Annotated in this window: 30 protein-coding genes; 1 reads left to right on the top strand and 29 read right to left on the bottom strand. The window is 39.7% G+C overall.

The annotated features are described in order from the left end of the window. Window positions 1–9: 9 nt before the first annotated feature. The 12 genes from BR73_RS0119440 to BR73_RS0119495 all read right to left on the bottom strand — a co-directional run bounded on the left by BR73_RS0119440 (window position 10) and on the right by BR73_RS0119495 (window position 9,889). Complete coding sequence (locus BR73_RS0119440; RefSeq protein WP_033166888.1) at window positions 10–3,339, bottom strand: hypothetical protein; 3,330 nt, start codon at window positions 3,337–3,339, stop codon at window positions 10–12. A gap of 16 nt (window positions 3,340–3,355) precedes the next feature. Then, window positions 3,356–3,916 (bottom strand): Gp15 family bacteriophage protein, encoded by a 561-nt coding sequence (locus BR73_RS0119445; RefSeq protein WP_033166889.1) that lies wholly within the window; start codon window positions 3,914–3,916, stop codon window positions 3,356–3,358. Beyond that, window positions 3,913–4,359, bottom strand: coding sequence for a hypothetical protein (locus tag BR73_RS0119450; protein ID WP_051685340.1), 447 nt, complete (start codon window positions 4,357–4,359; stop codon window positions 3,913–3,915). The genes BR73_RS0119445 and BR73_RS0119450 overlap by 4 nt, the downstream gene beginning before the upstream one ends. A 43-nt stretch (window positions 4,360–4,402) precedes the next feature. After that, window positions 4,403–4,885: a hypothetical protein gene (locus tag BR73_RS0119455; protein ID WP_242860707.1), complete on the bottom strand. Its 483-nt coding sequence runs from the start codon at window positions 4,883–4,885 to the stop codon at window positions 4,403–4,405. Beyond that, window positions 4,885–5,328, bottom strand: coding sequence for a hypothetical protein (locus BR73_RS0119460; RefSeq protein WP_033166891.1), 444 nt, complete (start codon window positions 5,326–5,328; stop codon window positions 4,885–4,887). Before BR73_RS0119460 ends, BR73_RS0119455 begins: the two co-directional genes overlap by 1 nt. Further along, window positions 5,325–5,771: a minor capsid protein gene (locus BR73_RS0119465; RefSeq protein ID WP_051685341.1), complete on the bottom strand. Its 447-nt coding sequence runs from the start codon at window positions 5,769–5,771 to the stop codon at window positions 5,325–5,327. The genes BR73_RS0119460 and BR73_RS0119465 overlap by 4 nt, the downstream gene beginning before the upstream one ends. 7 nt (window positions 5,772–5,778) lie before the next feature. Continuing rightward, window positions 5,779–6,144 carry a DUF6751 family protein gene (locus tag BR73_RS28850; protein ID WP_033166892.1) on the bottom strand — a complete coding sequence of 122 codons (366 nt, stop codon included), beginning with the start codon at window positions 6,142–6,144 and terminating at the stop codon, window positions 5,779–5,781. Continuing rightward, window positions 6,144–6,500 (bottom strand): hypothetical protein, encoded by a 357-nt coding sequence (locus BR73_RS0119475; protein ID WP_033166893.1) that lies wholly within the window; start codon window positions 6,498–6,500, stop codon window positions 6,144–6,146. Before BR73_RS0119475 ends, BR73_RS28850 begins: the two co-directional genes overlap by 1 nt. Before the next feature lie 19 nt (window positions 6,501–6,519). Next, complete coding sequence (locus tag BR73_RS0119480; RefSeq protein WP_242860708.1) at window positions 6,520–7,749, bottom strand: phage major capsid protein; 1,230 nt, start codon at window positions 7,747–7,749, stop codon at window positions 6,520–6,522. A gap of 24 nt (window positions 7,750–7,773) precedes the next feature. Further along, the gene (locus BR73_RS0119485) at window positions 7,774–8,304 is read right to left on the bottom strand and encodes a phage scaffolding protein (protein WP_033166894.1); all 531 of its coding nucleotides are present in this window, start codon (window positions 8,302–8,304) and stop codon (window positions 7,774–7,776) included. 95 nt (window positions 8,305–8,399) lie between these two features. Next, window positions 8,400–8,732: a ribosomal-processing cysteine protease Prp gene (locus BR73_RS0119490; RefSeq protein ID WP_033166895.1), complete on the bottom strand. Its 333-nt coding sequence runs from the start codon at window positions 8,730–8,732 to the stop codon at window positions 8,400–8,402. Further along, window positions 8,729–9,889 (bottom strand): phage minor capsid protein, encoded by a 1,161-nt coding sequence (locus BR73_RS0119495; protein ID WP_033166896.1) that lies wholly within the window; start codon window positions 9,887–9,889, stop codon window positions 8,729–8,731. The genes BR73_RS0119490 and BR73_RS0119495 overlap by 4 nt, the downstream gene beginning before the upstream one ends. A gap of 98 nt (window positions 9,890–9,987) precedes the next feature. Between BR73_RS0119495 and BR73_RS0119500 the strand changes: the two genes are divergently transcribed. Further along, window positions 9,988–10,341, top strand: coding sequence for a hypothetical protein (locus tag BR73_RS0119500; RefSeq protein ID WP_033166897.1), 354 nt, complete (start codon window positions 9,988–9,990; stop codon window positions 10,339–10,341). A gap of 98 nt (window positions 10,342–10,439) precedes the next feature. On the opposite strand, the gene BR73_RS0119505 is transcribed toward BR73_RS0119500, so the two are convergent. From BR73_RS0119505 to BR73_RS0119580, 17 genes are all read right to left on the bottom strand, one after another. Then, on the bottom strand, window positions 10,440–11,909 hold the full coding sequence (locus BR73_RS0119505; protein ID WP_242860709.1) for a phage portal protein: 1,470 nt from the start codon (window positions 11,907–11,909) through the stop codon (window positions 10,440–10,442). Further along, entirely contained in the window at window positions 11,824–13,077 is a 1,254-nt protein-coding gene (locus BR73_RS0119510; RefSeq protein ID WP_033166899.1) for a terminase family protein, read from the bottom strand. Before BR73_RS0119510 ends, BR73_RS0119505 begins: the two co-directional genes overlap by 86 nt. After that, window positions 13,074–13,790: a phage terminase small subunit gene (gene terS / locus BR73_RS0119515; protein WP_033166900.1), complete on the bottom strand. Its 717-nt coding sequence runs from the start codon at window positions 13,788–13,790 to the stop codon at window positions 13,074–13,076. Before terS ends, BR73_RS0119510 begins: the two co-directional genes overlap by 4 nt. 66 nt (window positions 13,791–13,856) lie before the next feature. Next, complete coding sequence (locus tag BR73_RS0119520) at window positions 13,857–14,840, bottom strand: hypothetical protein (protein WP_051685342.1); 984 nt, start codon at window positions 14,838–14,840, stop codon at window positions 13,857–13,859. Next, the gene (locus BR73_RS0119525; RefSeq protein WP_033166901.1) at window positions 14,830–15,894 is read right to left on the bottom strand and encodes a nucleoid-associated protein; all 1,065 of its coding nucleotides are present in this window, start codon (window positions 15,892–15,894) and stop codon (window positions 14,830–14,832) included. Before BR73_RS0119525 ends, BR73_RS0119520 begins: the two co-directional genes overlap by 11 nt. 243 nt (window positions 15,895–16,137) lie before the next feature. Then, window positions 16,138–16,632 carry a hypothetical protein gene (locus tag BR73_RS0119530; protein WP_051685343.1) on the bottom strand — a complete coding sequence of 165 codons (495 nt, stop codon included), beginning with the start codon at window positions 16,630–16,632 and terminating at the stop codon, window positions 16,138–16,140. A gap of 13 nt (window positions 16,633–16,645) precedes the next feature. Next, window positions 16,646–17,044, bottom strand: coding sequence for a hypothetical protein (locus BR73_RS0119535; protein WP_033167665.1), 399 nt, complete (start codon window positions 17,042–17,044; stop codon window positions 16,646–16,648). Window positions 17,045–17,093: 49 nt separating this feature from the next. Next, window positions 17,094–17,282: a hypothetical protein gene (locus BR73_RS0119540; RefSeq protein ID WP_033166902.1), complete on the bottom strand. Its 189-nt coding sequence runs from the start codon at window positions 17,280–17,282 to the stop codon at window positions 17,094–17,096. Window positions 17,283–17,295: 13 nt separating this feature from the next. After that, window positions 17,296–18,075 (bottom strand): DNA adenine methylase, encoded by a 780-nt coding sequence (locus BR73_RS0119545; protein WP_033166903.1) that lies wholly within the window; start codon window positions 18,073–18,075, stop codon window positions 17,296–17,298. Window positions 18,076–18,082: 7 nt separating this feature from the next. Then, window positions 18,083–18,811, bottom strand: coding sequence for a hypothetical protein (locus BR73_RS0119550; RefSeq protein WP_033166904.1), 729 nt, complete (start codon window positions 18,809–18,811; stop codon window positions 18,083–18,085). A 3-nt stretch (window positions 18,812–18,814) separates the two neighbouring features. Further along, window positions 18,815–19,207 (bottom strand): hypothetical protein, encoded by a 393-nt coding sequence (locus tag BR73_RS0119555; RefSeq protein ID WP_033166905.1) that lies wholly within the window; start codon window positions 19,205–19,207, stop codon window positions 18,815–18,817. Then, the gene (locus BR73_RS28855) at window positions 19,207–19,374 is read right to left on the bottom strand and encodes a hypothetical protein (RefSeq protein ID WP_156034777.1); all 168 of its coding nucleotides are present in this window, start codon (window positions 19,372–19,374) and stop codon (window positions 19,207–19,209) included. The genes BR73_RS0119555 and BR73_RS28855 overlap by 1 nt, the downstream gene beginning before the upstream one ends. Continuing rightward, window positions 19,374–19,565 (bottom strand): hypothetical protein, encoded by a 192-nt coding sequence (locus BR73_RS0119560; RefSeq protein ID WP_033166906.1) that lies wholly within the window; start codon window positions 19,563–19,565, stop codon window positions 19,374–19,376. Before BR73_RS0119560 ends, BR73_RS28855 begins: the two co-directional genes overlap by 1 nt. Then, window positions 19,562–19,819, bottom strand: coding sequence for a hypothetical protein (locus BR73_RS0119565; protein WP_051685344.1), 258 nt, complete (start codon window positions 19,817–19,819; stop codon window positions 19,562–19,564). The genes BR73_RS0119560 and BR73_RS0119565 overlap by 4 nt, the downstream gene beginning before the upstream one ends. Then, complete coding sequence (locus BR73_RS0119570; RefSeq protein WP_033166907.1) at window positions 19,816–20,106, bottom strand: hypothetical protein; 291 nt, start codon at window positions 20,104–20,106, stop codon at window positions 19,816–19,818. Before BR73_RS0119570 ends, BR73_RS0119565 begins: the two co-directional genes overlap by 4 nt. Then, window positions 20,099–21,475 (bottom strand): DEAD/DEAH box helicase, encoded by a 1,377-nt coding sequence (locus tag BR73_RS0119575; RefSeq protein ID WP_033166908.1) that lies wholly within the window; start codon window positions 21,473–21,475, stop codon window positions 20,099–20,101. Before BR73_RS0119575 ends, BR73_RS0119570 begins: the two co-directional genes overlap by 8 nt. Continuing rightward, entirely contained in the window at window positions 21,453–21,878 is a 426-nt protein-coding gene (locus BR73_RS0119580; RefSeq protein ID WP_033166909.1) for a Holliday junction resolvase RecU, read from the bottom strand. Before BR73_RS0119580 ends, BR73_RS0119575 begins: the two co-directional genes overlap by 23 nt. Between the last annotated feature and the right edge of the window lie 70 nt (window positions 21,879–21,948).

The raw sequence follows: 21,948 nt of genomic DNA on the forward strand, positions 1-21,948 counted from the left end.
CACACCTCCTTAATGTACAAATACAGCCTTGCCGGTTGCATTATAATTCTCTTTTTCTGCTTGGACTATTGTATCTAAGAGTACTTTTCCGTTAGGTAGGGTAATCGTTACATGCATCATGTTTCCGGATCCACCGTTTGCTGCTAGTTCTTCACGCAGAGCTTGTTTCATCGTGGATAATGGGGATACAATTTCGGGTTCCCTTCGGTTATCTCCAAGCGTAGCCAGGAAATTACCATAGTTAGCAGGAACAACGGTTCCGGTAGCAAGCTTTGGTATGCTGGGAACTGATAGTGGATTATATCCCCATAGCCCTTGAAACGGCTTTATCGCACCAACACCAGCGTCACGAATGGCGTTGAGCATTCCATTTATTTTATTGAATGGAACGGCAATAATTACATTAATTCCATCAATTAACTTATTTACTACTGCGCTGAAAGTATCTGCGATCCCCTCTTTAATTCCATCATATACCTTGCCTCCAGTGGAAAAAACGTCTTTAACAGCTTTCCAAGCTTTAGAGAAAGTGTCTTCAAACCAGCTAGACACATGGCTAAAAGATTTTTTTATGTTTGTCCATACATCATCGAAATGCGTCTTCATAGCGGTTGCACTAAACACTTCTTTAATCTTATTTAAAGAATCCGTAAACTTACTTCCAAACCAATCCGGTAGCCCTGTAAAGAATCCCTTTATATCAGTTGTCAATTTAGAGAACTTTGTCTTAACATCTCCTACAAGTGACTGAACTCCGTTTCCAAGTCCCTGCATAAAAAACTTACCGATTTCAGCCATAACGGTACTGGGACTGTGTATACCAAACAATTCTTTAATGTTGTTTACGATGGGATTAAAGATATGTTTCTTGATCCAGGTTCCTGCATTCTTTATGATATCACTTAAGGTTATACCATCCTTTAAGCCATCCATGATATTTTCGCCGATTGTTTCGCCGATTCCGAATATTAAGGATACCAAACCATTAAAAGCTTCCACAAGTAGGTCAATGACTCCTTCCGCTATCCCTGCCCAATCAATTTCAACAATCATATCCCCTATCGTATTACCTATGTTCCTCCAGTCAATTTCTTTTATGGCGGTAACGATAGAATCTAATAGGCCGGTTACCAACTTCGATGCACCTTTCGCAAGCTTTTTCCAATTGGTTTTTTCCATGAATCCATTTATAGAATCCGCAATGCTCTGTCCAAACTCTTTCCAATCAAAATCCGATATAAAACCATAGGCTGTATCAATAGCAATGTTAAGCACATTTGCAATAGCCTCTCCGACTTTCTTCCAGTCAGTATTTCTTATGGCTGCATTTATACTGGAAGCTATATTACTGCCAAACCCTACCCAGTCAACCGATTTGTAAAAATTGGTTATGAAGGATGATATAGAGTTAAAGGAATCCGAAAACACCTTCCCGATACCTGGCCAGTCTATACTCTTAATTGCAGTCTGTACGCCGCCACCTATCTTTTTTCCAGCGGTTGCCCAGTCAATGGAAATTATTACATTGTCAATGGCCCTAAATATACCGGAATAGAAAGTACCGAATGTTTCGCCCAGCTTATCCCAATCGATGGTTTTAATCATGCCATCTATGGCGGTACCTATTCCTTTTCCTATGGTCTTCCAATCAAGAGTTTTTACAAGTGTATTTGCAAACCCTATTGCTGTATTTATACCATTTCCTAAGGTACTTCCAAGAGTAGACCAGTCCAGCTCCTGCGCAAATCCGTTAATCAAAGTGGCTATACTCTTAGCAATTTTATCAGCGGTGCCCTGTATCCCAGACCAATCAATCCCCTGCATGGCCTTATTAAGACCACTTGCTATTGTTTTGCCAACCTCGGTAAAATCTGCATTAGCCCAAGCCTCTTTTAACTGTCTTACAAAGTCAGAGACAGCCTCAGAGGTTTTTATATCACTTGTGAAATCAGGAGCTGCAGCACTACTATCCGACCCAGATCCGCTGTCAGTGGAGTTATTAAGCTTATCAATAGAGGATAACTGCTTATTAGCCCCTTTGGCTGCTTTGGCAGTATCATCCAAGGCTTGTGCCTGTTCGTACTGTGCCGCCGCTGCTGCCTGGCTGGACTGTACTGTTTTCCCAAAGAGCATAGAAGTAAACTGTGCCAGATAACCGGTAACCCTTACAAGCACTTCCATGAGGGCATTCAGTACCGGCATAACAGCGGATGTAATCGGTTCAAAGGCCGTGTAAAGATTACCTTTAACTTTGGAAAGACTTGATACAAAAGTATCATTTGTCATAACAGTAGATTTCAGTACATTTCCTATACCGCTTAAAATTTTACTAAGACCCTGGTATAGAAGTATGGACTTTAAAGCCTGGCCGATTCCAACACTAAAGCCTTTCGCATTCTTATTATTCTGCTTAAAAAGACCGCCCATCTTACCGAGTCTTGAAAGAAGAGAACCTATTCCTTTACCGGCGGATAATACAGCCTTACCTAACTTTCCAAATACCGAAGCTGCTATACTTCCCATTTTCTTTAATACTGGTATCACCTTATGTACTGCGCCTGAGATACTGCTTAAAGCCTTTGAAAACCCTTTTTGATTACCTGCCTGGGCAAGGGAAGACTTATAACTGTTAAGACCTTTTGTAAGCCTCTGCAATTCTGCATAAGCCTCATCATACTCTCTGTCTCCAAAATAATACCCTTGAGATTCTAGGGAATGCAAACGTTCTTTATAGCGGTCAATTTGATCTACCATATTCTTTATTCCCTGGTTAGAGCCATCGCCAGCCAAGGAGGACTTTATACCTTTTCCAGCTCTGGAAAAAAGGCCTGGTAAATCACTCGCTGCCTGTTTTAGCAGGTTCAGAGTGTTACGAAGCATCGACGCATTTTCGCTTGTTTGCTGTATCTCAGGAGCCACACTATCTGGGACGATATCGTCCATGACTGCCTGGACTTCTTTAGCTGGCTGCACAACCTCTTCTATAGAGTCTGCCAGATCACTGGCTGCAGCTTCTGTTGCATCCCACCGGGTTATAGTTATCTGGTCCATAGCATTCTCAAGACTTTGAGCACTCGTTTCTGCTTTAGCCATAGCGTTATTTGTGCCAGAGGCCATTTGTTCAACTGCTCCTTCGGCTTCCTTTGCCCCTTGTTCAACCTGCTGTAGCCCGGAATCAACCTTGTTAAAGCTAATAGAGTTTATGGCACTATCTACTGTCTTTGCGAGGCCTTCGATAGAGCTAATCAATCTTTCCAGTACTGTTTTAAGAGTCCCGGCATCCTGTTCGGCTCCGTCTGTATCTATTTTTGTATCAAATATCAAAGAGCCATCAGCCATTACTTACACCTCCCTCCTACTCAAGTAATTTGTTAAGACGCTCTATCTCTGCTTTTTCAGCTTCGGAATAACGGGTATCAAGGTCAATCAAGCGCTTATTATCCCTGTAAAATTCCTGTTCATATTTCTCCAATTTCTTACCCTTACTCTTCTTTTGCCGAATACCTATAACAGTGCTTAAGAGACCCTCTCCAATCTCATTAAAAAATCCAAGGAATGTCCACCAGTGCAGATACTCAACCGCCCTTACTTCGCGACTGGCCACTTTGTTGATCGCAGGAAATATGAGCTGCTCATCCTGTTCCCAATCTAAGACCTTTTTAGCATTCTTATCTTCATCGATTTTACGGCCACCATCCAAAAACCAAACTGCCTGTTCAACCGCCTCAAGGTAATCTTCTTGGGTAAAAGAATCTGAATCCTCATACAAACAGTCAAGCATTACTTTTGACTTTTCTTGGTCTGTTAGCTCTGGATCCGCATAAGCTTGGAAAATCAAAAGAGCCACCCGGAAATCACTCCTGATAGCTCTCTGTACACCATTAACTATTAAGTTTTTGGGAAGTTGTCCAATCAATTCCCCTTCACCTGCCCGGTATATTTCTGCATACGCTTCTGGCTGGCCTTCTGTTCTGTCTCGATTTCCTTTTCAATGTGAGGACCTGCAGCGTCAAGAAACTGTTCAAAGAGGAATTTGCCTTTAACAGTACTAACAGGGGACTGGTTACCAAAAGCCGCTTGTGCAACATTGGAGTTAAAGATATAGTTTACCTGTTCATTAATCATACCGGTAAGTTTTCTAACCAGATCAGCTGCTCCCTCAAACTCTTCTAGGGGATTCCCGTCCGGTCTTAGCTTTATGTTTTCCTGCAGGTCTTCAACCGCTTTTATAATTGCTTTCCTTGCATCAGAAAATCGATTCAGAAGACCGTAATCAGATGGATTAAAACGGATCACCCTGGATTCATCATTGTTTATACTAAACTCTTTGTAACCTTCATCAAAATTAAGATTTTGCATGTTTCCTCCTTAAAAAGGAGCGGTATTATAACCGCCCCACTAATTACGCTGCCGCAGTAAAAGTCTTTGTAGATGCTACAAAAGTACCTTTTACCCTGTTGCCTACATGATGCACGTTAAAACTAATCTGGTAACCGGTATTGTCGCCACCATAGGAAGCAATTTCGATTAGTGCATCTTCTCTGTACGCCACAAATGTTCCAGGAGTTTCTTCATCCTCTTCCCAAAGATGCACTTCTAACACTGTTGTTTTTAAGTTATCCAGCACCAGTCTTTCGTCGATGATTTTCTGCAGTCTGGGATGGATAGGGTCTGCCGGATCTGCGTAGAACGGTTCTACTGAAGACTGCGCTTCATAGCTGCTTATGCTTTTACTGGTCTCTCCCAGTATGTTCTGTGTGCTGTTTACCTCAGCATTCATTTCGATAGTTAACTCTTCTAGATCTTTACCCAGCCTTGCATACGCAGGCGTTGCTGTTAAGGAAGAATCAATGTAATGTGCAAGGAACTTTCTTTCTATTTTCACTAAAAAGCCTCCAATCTGTATTTAGCATAAATCTGTAACTGGTATGTTACTGGAGCAGATAAGTTCTCACTGTCAAATCCGTACAGCATACCATTGGCACTGCTTAATTTGTTAAGGGTACCGGTTACAGTTTTATCATTTATAGTTACTTCAATCTCCTGCCCTGTGGCTGTATGTTCCATCCAGTAAGCCAAGTCCAACAGGAAGCTACTGTTTGCAAGCCTGTCATAATCAGTAAACGACTGAAACTTAGCATTCAGTATAAAATTATGCTGCCGATCCTGATTCCCGATTATATCTTCTTTCAGTAATTGGTCACCAGTGGGATACAATCCGCAGTTCCCGGCATCCTGTTCCGTAAAATCAATGTCAACACCATTATTAAGCTCAGCTATCTTTGGGAATTCAGACAACGTATGCTGCACTACTTCAATTATGTTCATTTTGTTCTTGCCACCTTTCCAGCCCCCCAAAGGATATCCTCTTTGTTATCAGCTTTCATTCTTTCAAACCACATCTTACCTGCTTTAGGGTGCTTGGACTTATTGTATGTTAGTGGTCTACCTGTAGGCTGTTTCTTTACTCCCTTGCGAGAAATAAAACCCATTAGTATGCCGTTTTCAAATATTGGTATGTTGGGCCCGAAAATCTCCCCATAATACTGATACCTGGCATAAGGGGTTTCCTGCTTAATCTCTCCGCTGCCTATTACTGTGCTAAGAGTAGCACTGTCCTCAAGCGCACCATTTAAATAAGGCGTATACGGTGCCATAAGGCGGATACATTCAGCGTCTACAAATTTTTGTACCCTTCCACCTGGTTCCAGTCCTCTTTCTTTCAGGATGGCGCTGACAGGGACCATTTCTAATTTACCCTTAAAACCCATATGACTCCTACTTTCCAGATAAGTCCCAGTGCCGCATATGCTCGCTACCGTAACGCTTATCGTCTGCACTCTGAATAGTAAACACCTTATGGGATGCATTTAAAGATTTTAAGCTCACAGAAATCGTCTGGCTATTGGTATTATCAAACTCAAATGGAATAATCCCCTTAACGATAAGATCTTTACCGGCTGTAAACTCTGATATATCTGCACTGGATGCCGGTATCATAATCTTTACTGCATCAGCGGTGGACATTCCGGTTTTAAGCACATTTGCTTGCTTAGAATCCTGCCAATAAATATCTTCTACAGCCTGACGGATATACTTTCCATCCCGATTAAAATAGATAGTACAATCAGCATTTGTGAACACTAATAATACCCCCTATACAGTAAACCGGTCATAAGTAGCCATTTTTGTATAACCTCATTGCAATCTTTAGCAAGTTTCATATCAATATTGGCGTTGTTTTCATAAGTCACAGAGTAGTCACCAACTTTTTCTGACGATATGCCTACATGTCTGCTCTTATCAGCTTCATAATTCTTTTCAGCTACCTCACAGCAGCACATCTTTACTTCATCCGGAATATTACTGTCATCAACCCTGTTAAAGGTAAGCATTTTCATGTAAACTGTGGCATTTCTGGCATACCGTTCAAAAGAGGCGGTATCCAGGACCGCCCCTTTGTATGTATCAGTATAATACTCGTAATCAGCATAATTCACTGGTACCGCCTCCTTAGTCTTATTCTTTAATCATTGTCACAGCCTGTGCAACGGCAGACTCTGCAACCGTAACAGTTCCGGAAACTTTAGTATATCCCTTAAGGGTTACATTGTAAGGATATGTACCAGCTCTTAGATTAAATACTGCCTGGCCAGATGCATTGGTCTTGATATTGGATCCATTTACATTCACTCTGGCATCAGCAATATTGACAGGTGTTTCAGCATTATCTTTTACAGTAAATGTTACTGCTCTGGTTGTAACAGGTGTTGCTGGCTCCAGATAAGCAAAAGGACACCCCACTCTATCTTCATCGATACGAGTTGCAGGATTAGGTAAAGCCCAGCCCATACGGAACACAACACGGAGAGCAATCATATCCTGCTGTGCAAGGTTGTATACAATCTCCTTGGTAACAGGATCCTGGATAACTCCCTCTGTAAGGATCTTTACTGTGATATCCTGTCTGATAGCATATACAGCTTTTGCAAAATCACCAACAACCATCTGAGCAATAGAATTGTTAAAGGATCCATTGTCAGGGAAGTACATAGGAGCTCCATCCAGCGCATACTGAGTAGCACCTTGCATCACCTTATTAAATAAAGGCTGTCCGGAATCATCACGCAGACCTCTAAGCTTTGCTTTCATATTCGTGGATGCAATTACACCAGATACAGAATAGCCATCATCCTCAATCTTGGAAAAGACACCGTCCTCTGCAAGAATCTTCGCATAATAATCAGGACTGGAACCTAAAGAGACATTGTTACCAGACTGTCTGGCCAGAGTGATTATATCATTCTGCCATTCTGCCGGCCGGTTCTCTCCAAAGATCGTAGCAGCATCTACACGCTGTCCAATTGCTTCAATAACACGGGGAGTAACTTCGCCCATGATATCAAACTCTGCATCATCAAGTACAGCTTCCGGAATAGGCACGATAACCGCCAGCTCTGCAGCTGTAAGCCATACATTATCCCAGGCCTGGCGAGATGTCTGTTTCATCCCGGTATCGCCATTTACCCAATAAGCCGTAGGAAGGAAGTCGAGCACCCTGATTCTGGTCTGCTTGGATGTCATATTAGGTAGTTTCTTAGCCAAGGCCATAAAGGTAGATGATTTGGGTGTATCCTGGGCAATAGCTTCAACAATCTGTTCTCTTATAATTGCCTCCGCATCTTCTCTGTTTACAATACTGGTTGCAAATCTCTGCAACTTCATTGCTAATTTTCCATTTCTGTTCATTTATATTACCTCACTCTTTCTTAATTATTCCGACTTAAACAGAGATCTAAAAGCTTCGTTAGCAGCTGCTTTCTTATCTGTATTGTCGGTAGTTGTCTGATTACCGGTTACCACTCTTGGATTGGCCTTTGATTCCTCAAAAAGATATCCGTTATCCTTTTTTAGAGCTTCCAGAGCTGCAGTAATATCTGTATCTTGATTTTTAGATTTCTTAAGATTCTCCATGTCCAGCAAAGCCATAACAGCCTTACTATTCCTTGGTTTTAGAGCAGATACTTTACCTTCCAGAGCTGCGGTAAACTGCATATCGGATATCTGGTTCTCATAAGTTGCCTTTGTGGTGTTTAAGTCATTCGTAAGCGTGCTTATCTTGCCTTGAAGATCTTTAATGTCCACACCGTCAAATGCCTTAAGTTTTTCCTGTACATCTTCGAGCTGTGTTTTATACGTGTTTGCAACTCCCTGTTCACGAGTAATGTCATTTCCATTTTCTTTCATGATCTGTTCTATCTGTTCATCTGTCAGTCCCATGTCTTTTAAGAATTTTCTTTGCATATTATCATCCTCTCATTACGCTTTTTACGGGTCAGCGCCCGGTGAGTTTAGTTTTACGTCATTTCGGACATAAAAATAAGACGTTAACGTACGTCTTAAACGATATTGATAGATCTCTTTTCATCCATTATCATTACATTGTCTGGATACCGCTCTGCAATGCTTCGATACCCAATTTTAGCCGCTGATAACAGTGTCCTTACGATAACACTCCCTATGTTTGCTACGGCAAATTCTATATATGCATCACTTTCCATAACAAATGGATTAATCTCAGCAAGCTCAGACAGTGTATTTACTGTATTGCTTGTTAGCATGGATACAGCTGCACATACAATATCACGCCCGGGAATGGAATAATTCGCATGTCCCTCCACCCGGAAGCCAATCAAATAACCATCTTGGTACAGTTCTGTTATTTTTGTCATCCTACCCTCCCTAATCCATCACGGTATATTCTTTCTCTTTGCTGTGGCAATTCCATCTGTTTAGAAAAATCAATGTACTCCTGCATCGTACTGTGATATAAAGCTTTATCTACAGCAATAATATCGTCAGGAAGACCAGCTGACCTACCTAGCTGTATATCCTGCCTTTGCTTTCTCATAAGGGTTTCAAGATACCGCTGACGCTGCGTGGCTTCATAGGAGTTGTATTCCCTGCCTTTATAATTCTTCTTTTCGCTTTCTTTGCGGTTCATCTCGTCCAGCTGCTCGTCAGTGTAGATCCGCTTAGATATGCCAGGGATAAAAGGATAGTATGAATGATAACAATTAACTCCGCAAAGACCGGTTACAGTTCCAAGTCCACATACTGTTTCAAGCTCTTGTTTGCTGTATACTCTTCCCTGCCATAGCTGATGGGTAGGCCTTGCAGTTCCATGCCAGCTGATTTCAAAGTGTTCAGTTCCAAGAGCTTCAGCATTCATTTCATTAATCTGGTTCGTTACCTGACTTAGCCCTGTCATGACTGCATTTCTTACGGCAACCTCTACTCGGTTATGATGTCCACTCTCATACTCTATTGCCCGAATGCCTGATTTGGTCATTTCCTTAATGGTATCTGATACCACTTTGTTATAATCAAAAGCACCAGAAGCAATCTCCATTACTGTTTTATCAAGCTTTTGCTTCAGGTAATCAGGTACGGCTTGATACTCTGATCTACCATTATTCGTAACCCTGACGGCGGTTGTTTGCGTTATATTTACCATATCCGCCTTTGTCTGCCGTTTAATGGCTTCTATGAGTTGCTGAACAGGTTTATTATCTTCAAATCGGGTAAATGGTTTACCGGTGGCCTTATAAATCGTTTCATCCCTTTCGTAGCCTTCCTTAATAACTTCGTCATAGATTTTATCAATCTCGGAATCTGCCTTCAGTAATGTGGACTGGATAGCTTTGCGGATAGTACTGCTGGATAAACCTAGTCGGCTCAATTGGTATATTTCATAGTCAGTAGTCCTGGATATGCTGTCAATCATATGTATCCGGTCAACTACATCCTCCATAATACGCATAGCCAAATCAATCATGAGCTTTTGTATCTCTATTGGAGCTTTTTCAAGTTCTGCCGGTGTAAGCATCTAATCACAACCTTTTATGGAATATTATGTTATATTGTGGTACAATCTCCTTAGAGGCTATTGCAGTAGCCAAGTACATATGAGAAAGGAGATATATTATGGGATTTCCCACTTTAAAAAAATTTATATTGCAAGAATACAGCGGTATTCAATATGCAGAAGATGAATTAATGTTTGTCGTCACATCTGCAGGAATAATTTCCGGTAAACCTTTTCGTTATGAAGAAAATGTTGCTATACCGGACTATGCAAATTTTCTGAAAAAAAAAGCATCAGAATATCGTATATCAAACAATATTAAAAAAGGTGTTTCTCTTGATGGAGATGATGGTTTCTTTGTTTTAACAGATGTCACATTAAAGTCATCATCAGCACCAACCACTAAATTTCCTTACCTTGTCATTTTTTATGACCAAGTTATTGGGGTTTCTTTCGGATCTTACTCCGATTGATATTTCATGCTGGCTTTGAACTTGTCCATCAAGGTCAGCACTTCTTTTTCTAACTCTTTATATTGCTTCTTGCTTATGAATATTTCTCTATTCCTCCTTTACAAATCAACCTCTGCTCTATCCGGTATCATTTTCTTTGCCTGTTCCTCAGTTTCACCATACCATTTCATGCGGTATTCCCAGTGTGGCATAACCCCCATAGCAACATCTTTCCTGTCCTGTTCTCTTTCAAGTGCATTATCGGTTATTATGCTATCATCCCAATCAAAAGTAGTTTCATAGGATCCAGCAGGAACAAGATTCTCAGCGCTCACCCAGAAATCTATAGCTTTTATCAAGTCAATTAATGCTCTTTGTAAGGCCTGCTGTATATCAGACACAGTAGCGTATGATCTTTGTTTGCTGGCTTTTATCTCCTCTGCTGTTTTTTCTACTTCTTGTATATCCGATAAGGTGCCATAGGCAAGGCCACTATCAAACTCTATCTTGCGTAACTGCTGGTTATACCCATGATAATAAGATTCATCTCGAATATCTGGGCTGTAAGGTTCGATTAAAGGCTTATCATTTGCTCCAGTATTGTATTCCATATTGCGATAAAGCCGTTCTCTGCCTCCAGGATACTCAAACTTATCTTGATCCTTATTATACTTAAGCAAGGAAGTTGCTATATGGATGGCTGCTTCTTTGCTGTCGTATTCCCAATCAATCTGATTATACCGCTTATCTGCAACCTTGATATGCCTTGCTGATCGGCTGAATACTGATACACCAAGAGGGCTATCCGCATCAATATTGTTTGCAACAGGGACCTTGAAAAAGCCTATTGTCAGTTTATCAGCCCCCTCTAATAGTCCCTGAGGCTCTATATCTTCCCACTGCTTCACCGTTTTAAGCGATACCGGGCTACCAAGATTTGCACCGGTTTTACTTAAGTATGCAAAGTTATATACCTGCACCCCCATATTCGTGAGGGAGTGTAATTCTACTCTGGTATATATTTCTTTCCCTCTCGTGAATTGCTCTGTAAATGCGCATTGTGTAATATTTCCGTTACTGTCAAAAGTAATCGGGTAAAAACTGTCAGCAGCATTATACTGAACTGCTATAGTACCATTGGAAGGATAAGGTTTAAATACCATGCTTCCTTTAGCGCATCCATACTCTACCTGTTTTCTTAAATCTGTAAGAACATTCTGGTATATGGTATTAATGTATTTGGCTCTATCACTTTCCCCTGTGACTTCTGATTTAAGTTCCAGAGTAACCAGCCTTGCAATCTCACTGGCCACTGATGCAGGAATCCCTGCAGATTCTTGCCCTTTACTTAGCCAAGGTGCTCTATTGCTGTACATTAAGTCCCATAATTCAATTGCATTCTGCATAATAGGGGATACATTAATACCGTCCAGCTTTAGACTCTTTTCCGCTACAAGTTTATTCAGGCATTCAACCATTTTGCTATACTTCATCTTCTCACCTCTATTCGTACCGGATGAACCGGCTAATGTCCCTTTCAAATCCATATTCAAATCCGTCCAGTGTATCAATGTCACTTGTGCCATCATCCAGGCGCTCATCCTCCGTTAGATTCTTAGGATTCCAGAGAGCCCCACATAGTGCAAGTTCTAAACTCTTACAGTGTTCTGGGACATAATAAAAGCGGCCTTGTCCCATCATACGCTGTGTAAAACGTATCCGGTCATTTACCGCTGTCTTTAATGCATTATTTATTCTTAGCCAACCTAATCCTGACTTTCTGGCTGTACTCCTGAGACCGCTTATAAGGGTCTGCTCTGCGCTGTCACAATTCACTTGAGTTATAAAGCCATAGATGTTAAGCACCTTGAGACAAAAGTCTACAAACAATTGTCCAAGTTTTTCAGGATCTATATCATTCTTGCTGCAGTCTATCCATTCGGATGCTAATCCTATCAGACTTGTATACCCTCTGCCATATCCAGTAGCTACAAAAGCATGACCAGAACCAGATCCACCAAAATCCACCCCGATGTTTATCTCCATAAGGCTTTTGGGCTTTTCCGTGAGCTTAAAGGGATTTATTAACTGTGCTTGGGCATCATTAAACAATTTGTATACAGCGCCCTCAGCAGCCACCCACAGGCCTCTTATGTACCTGTCATAGTAAACAGTACCTTTATATTCATTACACAGGTTTTCGACGAATTCAGGCGGTAAATACGGGTTATCAAATATGGTGTATTTTTGGCAGTAGATATCAGCATCGGAATCAAGGAACTTTTTAAACCAGTGATTAGGATTATCCGGATTGCAAGCACCATCAAAGCAGCTATATGACTTATCCATACGAGATTTAAGCAGCTCAAATACTTGTTGATTCCACTCTGCAACCTCATCACCATACACATATTTGAGAGAAGAACCTCTAAGCTTTGCTACCTGACTAACCTTTTCTGCTCCAAGGCAATACGCCGAATCACCAAAGAGGTCAACAATATTATCAGAACCAATATCACCTATTAACCTAGATCCATAAATTTCTCTCATGGGCTGTAAAATATTACGCTCTATAGTGCCTTTCGATACTCCTATAAGGGCATTAAGACCATCCTTGCCCTGTCTCTCTCTGATTCTGCCTGGGATGGTATAAAGATTGTCCATATATGACTTACCAGAACGGGTAGCGCCGGTTTTGACATTATAACGATGATTAGCATTAGCTACAAACTCCATCTGTTTAGGACTTAGTATCAACTTGTACCACCTGCCTGTTTCTTTATTTCTGCTAACATCTCATCCAGCTTATTAAGTTCATCCTCATTTCCTTTACCGGTGGATTTATTAACATCAACTTTGAGTTTTTCTATGCGCAGCTTTTGTTCTTCCGTGGCTCTGTCCCAATTGTTATGTAGCATTTCATCGTATTGCTTAATTAGGGACCTCAATTCACTCTGAGCCCTGGCCTGGGCCTGCATAAACTTTGATTGCTTATCTATCGCAGTCTGTACCAGATAATCCTCTCCTATAATCTTTCCAGCTTTAAAACCGGACTTGATAATGGTATTATCCTTTTCATCCTTTACGTAAGCTATCCGTTGTGCCCTTACTATAGCAGCATAAGCAATCTGTATATTTTCCCACAGGATATCCAACGGATCTTTTTGCTGTATCTCCTGGATAATAGAAAAGGTCTCTTCCGGAAGATACTTCGAGAAGAAACCATGCTTTTCTGCATTTTTATTTTCTGGCGGTCCTGTAGCATTCTTATTACCTGGCTGACCGCCTTTCTTTCTATCCGAGCGTTCGCTTTTAGTATCCGAACGTTCGCTATCCCATTTATGAGTACTCTTCCACCGGCGAACAGTGCCCTCCGGAAGATTTAGTTGATTTGCAATCTCAACTAATTTCATGCCGTTCTTAAATAGCTCATATGCTTTATCATATCTTTCATCCGGCGCCCTTGCCAAGCTTCATCACCTCACATTCGTCGTTTTGGGTATAGAAAAAGCACCCCGAAGGATGCTTGTTAATATCTAATATTCTCCATATGATATCCCTAAATCAGAAAATACAGGAGCTAATAAATCCTCTGTAAGATCCCAACTTTCAATCAATTCACTACTATGACTTTTCGCCAGATAATAAATCAAATATATTATTGGTTGTTGATAAATAATATATCTAGATGATTTTAGTGTGATATTTTCCGTTATGAATGGTTTGCTTACAATAAAATTCTGTACTTGTTCAACTGAGATATTATGGTTGTTTACTATTTCTTCAACCATATCATAAAGTGATTTATTTATTTTTTCACTCATATTATTAAAATCAATATATGTTTTAAAAGCATTTGTAAATTTATAATATTTAATTTTCTCCTTTTCCATCAAGGTATATACCCTCTCAAATAAATCATCAGTTGCTTCGTTTAATGCCATACTTCTAGCTAAAAATCTTTTTACCTCACTATTAATATTTGCATTTTTCTTATAAATCATATCATGGGATATTTCTGCATAAGCATGCTGTTCTAATGTCCTTACTTGAATTTCACAAGGTGTTCCTTGAGTAATATTATATTCATTAAAAGTTAATTCATTCCTATTTCTAACAATATAATGCACGGATTGATATGTAAATAATTCCGGAGTCTCAGTTTTATTCTTTATATAATCAACATCTTCAGAATAATCCCAATTCTCATTATCTTCAATTAAGGCTTTAATAATTTTTATTTGAGATTCTAATAAAACAACAAATCTAATACCAACTTTATCAGTTATCATGTTATAAGGATCTTCATAACTTTTTCTAATAAATGCTTTTTCTATTATAGAATCTATAGCCTTTATTCTCGGTTCTACTGGTATTTTTATTATTTTATCTTTATCAATTTCTAAATCTATCAAACCCTCTAATATATAGGTCTTAACATACTCACCCCATGCCTTATACATAGGGATTTCACTAATATATAACTCCTTAAATTCATCCATACTTAATTTATTTTTCATTGAGTACTTTACCTTGAATAATAATGGAAGTTTTCCCACCTTCTAATTCATTAATATCTACAATTTCACTAAAGTCATCGACCGGAACTTGTAATTTCACAGAATTACTAAAGTTAATATTTCTTGTTTTTAGTTTATCTCCAATCATTGAAAGATTCTTTCTAATATTTGATAAAGGGACTTCCTTTTGCTCAACAAATTTTATATATGAATCTTTTAATTCTGGTTCCTCAAAATATCTTTCTGCGAAATCTTCGGCATTTACAAATCTAGAAACATCCACTTTCAGATATGATAGTAAGGCTGTCCCTAAATCTATTTTTGTATCAGAGCTAACGTCCAGCGAATTTATATATAGTTTAGTTGCTTCAAAGAACTTATTTGTTAATACATCACTGTCTTTCTTAAAATCCAGTCCCAGATACACACTATAAAAATATGTGGCCTTAGATACTGATATTGACGAATTAGTATTACTATCAAACACAAATGAATCAATATCTCTGGCTTCTATTTCCCTACCTGCAACAGCATTATTAATAAAAAAACCTATCTTTTGTAATTTTTGATGAGGTGTTAGTAATAAATCATTAAAAAATTTAAGAATCATTTTACCGTTTGTCTCTTGTGCAGTAAATCCTTTTTGCTTTTCAGCTTTAATAATGGCTAAAAAGGGTTTATTAATCTGCTGAACCGTTCCCTTTACAACTACCACTATCCCCCCTGGATAAGCGCGAGAGGTCTGTGCTTCAGCCAGCTTAAAAGTAGCTTCGATAGAAAAAGCAATAAATTCTTCATCTGACATATCAGATTTCCAAAAATCTCTTATAGGTGAAAACATATTACTGCTTGAAAATTCCATCTGAATAGCGTTAGATTTATGACTCAAGGCTTTGGTTATCCTTTGTTTCAACACATCAAGGGCATCATCATCCAATGAACTACATTCGTCATTATAAAATGGTGTAATAATTCTACTTGGATGCTCTCTTTTGTAAATTTGATGAATTATAACCTTCTCAATTTTAAGATTCTCAAATTTATTAATATTCATTATACTCCTCCGCATAAATCTTTTTTTACATTATATACCTATTTTATTATGCTTTCAACAAAAAAACACTCATATTTGAGTGTTTTTAAAGAGTATTGATTTTATGAATCTTTTAAGAACAAGCCACCGGCCTTTGACAACCGGCAGCCACAGGAGGAAGCTTGGTATCTGTTCAAACCTTCCACTCTAATGATAACATAGGGAAATATAACGCGTAAATCACGTCTTTATCGCATTGGTATCTCACAGGAAGTCTATCCCCTCTACCCCGAAAAGCCTGATACTTACCTCTTTTGTTAAATCTGTTACCCATCTACCTATTGTCTGCTTGCAAGTATAATACCCTTCTGCAGCTTCATCATAGGTCTTGCCATTTAACATACAGTCAGTAAAAGCACTGTATTTTTCAGGGACTCCCTTTCGTTTGCATTCTTCCTGAATAGATGCTAAGGCCTTGTCAACATTGGTGATAATTACAAGACTTCTAAGCTTACTTCTTTTGATGCTTTCAATGTACAATTCATCTGATTCATTCAACACAAGATACTCCTGCTCAAGCTGCATAGCCTCAGACACACCTTCCTCGATGCTCTCCTGGATCTTATGATAATTCTTTAGCAGTAATTTAGTATTATGCAAGGCCTTCTTTCTACTCTTCGCCTTCTGCTCATTGCTGTATTCTTTAATGGCTTTCTTAACCGCTTTTTCAATTAAATCGTCTGCTGTTTGCTGATTCAATATTATCCCCTCCTTAAATAACCTTACCACCGTGTTTATATGGTCTACGCTTATTAAACTCATGTTTCTCCAACAACATGGATTCAATATCAATCCCATAATGGTGACACATATCAAATACCCGAATAACAACATCTGCCAGCTCTGTAGGTATACCCTCAGGCTTTGCATACATACAGCCTTTACACGTTGTCACTTCATCAAGTTGGCAGATAATCAGAGTATCTTTGGGTGCTTTACATGTATAATAAGTTTCATCCGGTTTCTTTCCGTTCCGAAATTCTTCCAGAGCCTCCGATAACTCTGAATGACACAGTGCTATTAATTCACCGAAGCTTCTCTCTTCCTCCCACCAACCGTGGACTATCGAATTTTTTCCAACTTCTTTTACAAACTCTTTTATGTTCAACATAATACATCCTTTCCTCTCAGCAGGATAACCTGCTGGCCACTCCTGTGTCTTAAGAAGTCCGTTTGATTTTCTCCCGGATAACATCATACCAGGGTATCCGCTCCACTTTATCCAGGCAGTCACTACAGATATCTGTTATCTCCGCAAGTTCAAGTATCTGTTCTGTTTCCACTAATGTTTTTCTATGACTACCTGGTGCAATTTCTTTTTCACAAATGTCACAAAAGAATTTTTTCATATCCTTATTCCTCCTAAAAATTCATCCAAAGATATTCAGTCCTTGGTAATGACCGCTCTGCTCTTGCAGGAATAGATTCCTTTCGCCAGCCTACCAGATATGTATTGTAAATCTCATTGTCATATCCTGAAAGCATTACAGGCCCAGTGTGTTGCAGTAGTGTTTCCAACATCTCAATATGTTCTGCGTCTGTGCCCATTTCGTGCTTATACATTTTCCTTGACCTCGTAGAAAATAGATAAGGCGGGTCATTATATATCAAAACATTACTGTGGTTAAAAGCCTTGATAATCTCTACAGCCGGCCTGTGTTCTATCTGTACCATCTTAAGCCGCTGTGCTGCCGCTGTGATTACTTCCGGCATATCATTCCAGTACCGAACTGCATAAGCTGCTTCTCTTGCATATACATCACGCTTCCAGCCTGTTTTCTCACATAACCGGAAGCCATAGCCCATACCAGACCGAATAAGAAAGTTCTTTGCCCTCTCTACTGGATCCAGTTCATCCGTATTATCCGGAAAGGCATTGTCATAAGCCACTCTTGCATATGGTGTAAGGACTATCTTTCTGATTAACTCCTCTCTGGTACCGGAATCCTGTATCACTCGGAAGAGATTTATCACATCATCATCCAGGTCATTTATGGTTTCTATCCTGGAAGGCTCCTTATTCATCAAAACGTTAATCCCTCCGCAATAAGGCTCTAAGTAACTGTGATGCTTCGGCATCTGGCCTATAATCCAGGGAGCTATCCGCTGCTTACTCCCTGGGTATCTTAAAAGTGTTCTCATATTTCACCTATTTTTTTCCTGCAAGCATCTGGCGCTTAAACTCATCCTTGCCCATTTTGTTAGCATCCATGAAAGGATCCTTAGGCTTAACCACTACCTTCTTGAGATTATTCTTTTCGATAAAGGTATGTAACTTAGTTGATTCTATCCCAAAGTATTTAGCAGTATCCGCTAGACTCATGGAACCGTCTGTGTAAACCTTACGAACTGCTTCAACTGTCATAACAGGATATCCAACCGGCTCCGAAGCTTCTCGGGTGATATTATGCTTCATGGCGAAATTACGAACCGTATTCTCTGAGCAGCCACACTGATCGGCTACTTTCCGGAAAGATAGCCCCTGATTTACATATAGTTCCTTAACCTGGTCGATATCAAGATCTATTGACTTTCTGCCGCTGGCTTTACCTTTAGACGATTTTTCCATATCCTGGACAGCCTCCTCGAATACTGGGTTTACTGTTGCCGGCTTCCGGTTAAGCTTCTCCAGGAAGGATTGTGCAATTGCAGCATTATCGTAAATCTTATCAATTATCCCATCTCTGATAACTGTCAGCTGATCAGCAGTAAGTATTCCATCCAAAGAAACTACCTGCTTACCATCCGGATCATTAAAGCATACATCTAAGTTCTTTACCTTTTCTGCCACTGAATCACAGATTTCAATTACATTCATTTTCTCATAAATTTTATTTACCAGTTCTCTTGAACTGTTCAATACTTCCTCTCTTAACATAACCTAATCCTCCTCGTTAAATTTTCTAACCATATCGTTAAGTGCATACATACTGTCTAACTTAGCTTGTGCTTTCCTTAGAGCATCCTGATCATACCGAAACAAATCTACTTTATCATTGAACTTACGAAGAAACTCCATTGCTACACTGGGAGGTAATTTCATGTCCTGTGTGACGGTTTCTGCCAGGGCGGTAGCTACAATCATTAATTCTTCCCTTGCTCTAATTCTAGCCACCTGGGTAAGTTCTGATTGACTTATATTTAGTGGAGCATCATGCAACCCCCGATAATTTATTTCCCTCTCAAGCGCTTCTACGCCACCGTTCTTCGCTACCCTTAAGGCAAATGACATACCGTCAAGGTGCAGACGCTGCTCTTTATTTATCTTGGCCATTAGTCATCCTCCCAGTCTCCTGTTTCGCAGATTTCGTCCGAAGATTCTATCCTGCTCTTTAGTACCATGCAATCTGTAGTACTGTTTACAGTTTCGTTTAGAAGCTCAAGCAGCCCATCCAAGCTATATATTTCGTCGTCAATCTCAACTGTGTAAACTAATTTCATTAGTCAACCTCCTTCATTAGCCAATCCTTAATACATTTCCTACAACCATTATCATCAGGGTATGGGCAATTAACTAACTCGTCCGCATCGTTAAAATCCGCCTTGCAGATACTGGGGCCGATATCATCCGCCTGATAAATCAGATCTACCAGAACATCAATATCACTTACAATCTTTTCAGCATTTGTCATGAATGCGCTCCTTTCTTAATCCCTGCAATTGCCTGTGTAATACCTGCTATTTCAAGCTGTCTTTGTGCCTTCCGGAATACATAATCTATATTCTCATTTTGACGGATACCCCCGTCATTATCCAAGTGCTTAATCGGTATCCATACATTTTGATTAGTTCCGTTTACGGTATACCTCATTGCCTTACGTTTTCCATATCGGCGATCAATAAGATTAAGAGGAATCCCTTTGTAATATTGCGTATTAAAATTCAATGTTTCCCTCCCTGCTCAATGATGGTACACAGATCCACCGTGATATGTCTTACCAGATCATTATCTCCATGCTTCCGGCTGAGTTCCCTGGCCTCCGCTACCATCTGCTCACTAAAGCCGGTCCCTTTCCATTTCAGGTAAAAGCTATAAGTGTCTGTAAGAATTCTAGGAACCAAATTTGAATCAACTGCAAAAATATATTTCACAATATTCTGGAATAATTCCTCATTTAGATAAGCCTTGTAGAGTGTAAATGTATTATGAAATATCCCTTTCACATCAGTCATGAATCAGGCACCCTTTCTTTCTGTAATGTGTCTTACGCTTTTTATACTGATTCTCACAGAACTGTATATCATCGACATAGTCATAGCATATAGCATCTATCTTTCCTTGGCTTATTCGCCCGATACGTCCAATGCTCTGAACAACAACCGCATAATCTTTCTTCGGAGTAGCAAGGTATAACCTGTCCAGACAAGGAATGTCCAATCCTTCCTTAGCTAAGGAGTAAGAAGCAAATAAATATTTCTTTTTACCGGTTCTCATATCATCTAAGGCTCTTATCCGCTCACCCTTGGCTTTCTTACTGGTCATTTTCCCATTAATCATGACGGCATCCGGTGAAGCCAACATATTCATGAGTATTTCAAGGTGTTCCAACCTGTCAGAAAGAATCAAATTACTATGATCCTTATTTGCTTTAAGCTGTTCCACTATCAGATAATTCCTTTCCTGGCTACATACCAGATAATTCATAAGCTCACTGTAAATCAATGTCCCATCAGTATCCAGGCATTCCTCACTGACCTTTACACCGGTATTACATTTCTGGATAGTGATTTGCATCGTTTTATCTGCAACAGCGTCCTCTGGTACCGTATAAGCAATATCCCCGACAATGGCAAAAGTTGATTTAATGAGTCCATCTCCTCTATGTACCGTAGCTGAAAGCCCGTATTTATACCTGGCAGCCAGGGTATTCATAACTCTGGAGAACATAGTCACCTGAGTAGGTGTACCAGCAAGTCTTTGCACCTCATCCACAATAATGACATCCCAGGTATACTTGTATTGCTGTAGATCCATCTTGGTAAGAGTCTGCACAGTAGCAAAGGTAATTCCTGTACCGATATGCATCTTACCTTCAGTGATTCTACCCAAAAGGGTTTTATCCATATACATGGCAGCTCTGTCATAAGACTGATTTAACAGATCCGCCGTATGGGTAATCCATAAGGTTTTCCGCCCTATCTTGGCAGCTAAAGCAATTCCCATTTGAGTCTTTCCTGATCCGCAAGGGGATTGCAGTATGCCGCACCCAGCCTTAACCATACCGGTAACTGCCGGCTCCTGATATTCATACAAAGGTATATCTGCTTGATAGTTGATTGGCGTATTATTAGCAAGGTCTTGTTTAAAGTCAGCTCCTTTTACAAACTGTTTAATATGCTTCCCTGCACCAACTGGCAATATAAGACTACTCCCATCTACTTGATACAAAGATATAAACTCCGGTGTATTACCTGTCCAAAGACCCATTCTTCTCTTTTTCTGATAATCAGGGTTCTTTATTATCAGATTTTCTTGTACCCATTTAACCAAAGTAGAAGAAGGATCCTTTATAGTTAACTCATTGCTTATAATTACCTGCATTTAGTCCCTCCAACCATTTAGAAAGCGGTGTTGAATACCAGAGTAAATCATTTTTATTTACTACCTTGATATTCTTACTCTTAAGAAACTCAAGCACTTCCAATGAAATAATCCTTATTCCCTTGCTGGTATTCATTGCAAATAACCCTTCATGGTTTCCACATTTCTGCCAGAGCGTCATTGCATTGTATTGATTTTCTTCAATCCTGGACAAAGGAAAGATATCATTCTTACAGTCTTTACAATCAAATATATAAGTCTCTCCTGCTCTGGCTGCTATTACATCAAAAGGCTGTCCATTCTTGTTATCCTGTAACTTATGTACCCAGAAACCATGTTTTGAAAGAGTCTGTACAAATGAATGCTCAAAATCTGTTCCAGCTTTTTTATTATTTAATTTCAAGATGCCTCCTATTGAGTTCCCCCAGTTCCCAATATTTTTTCTTTGGGGTACCAATTGGGGAACCGATAAA

This window comes from Clostridium sp. KNHs205, assembly GCF_000702945.1.
Classification (GTDB): domain Bacteria; phylum Bacillota; class Clostridia; order Lachnospirales; family Lachnospiraceae; genus Anaerocolumna.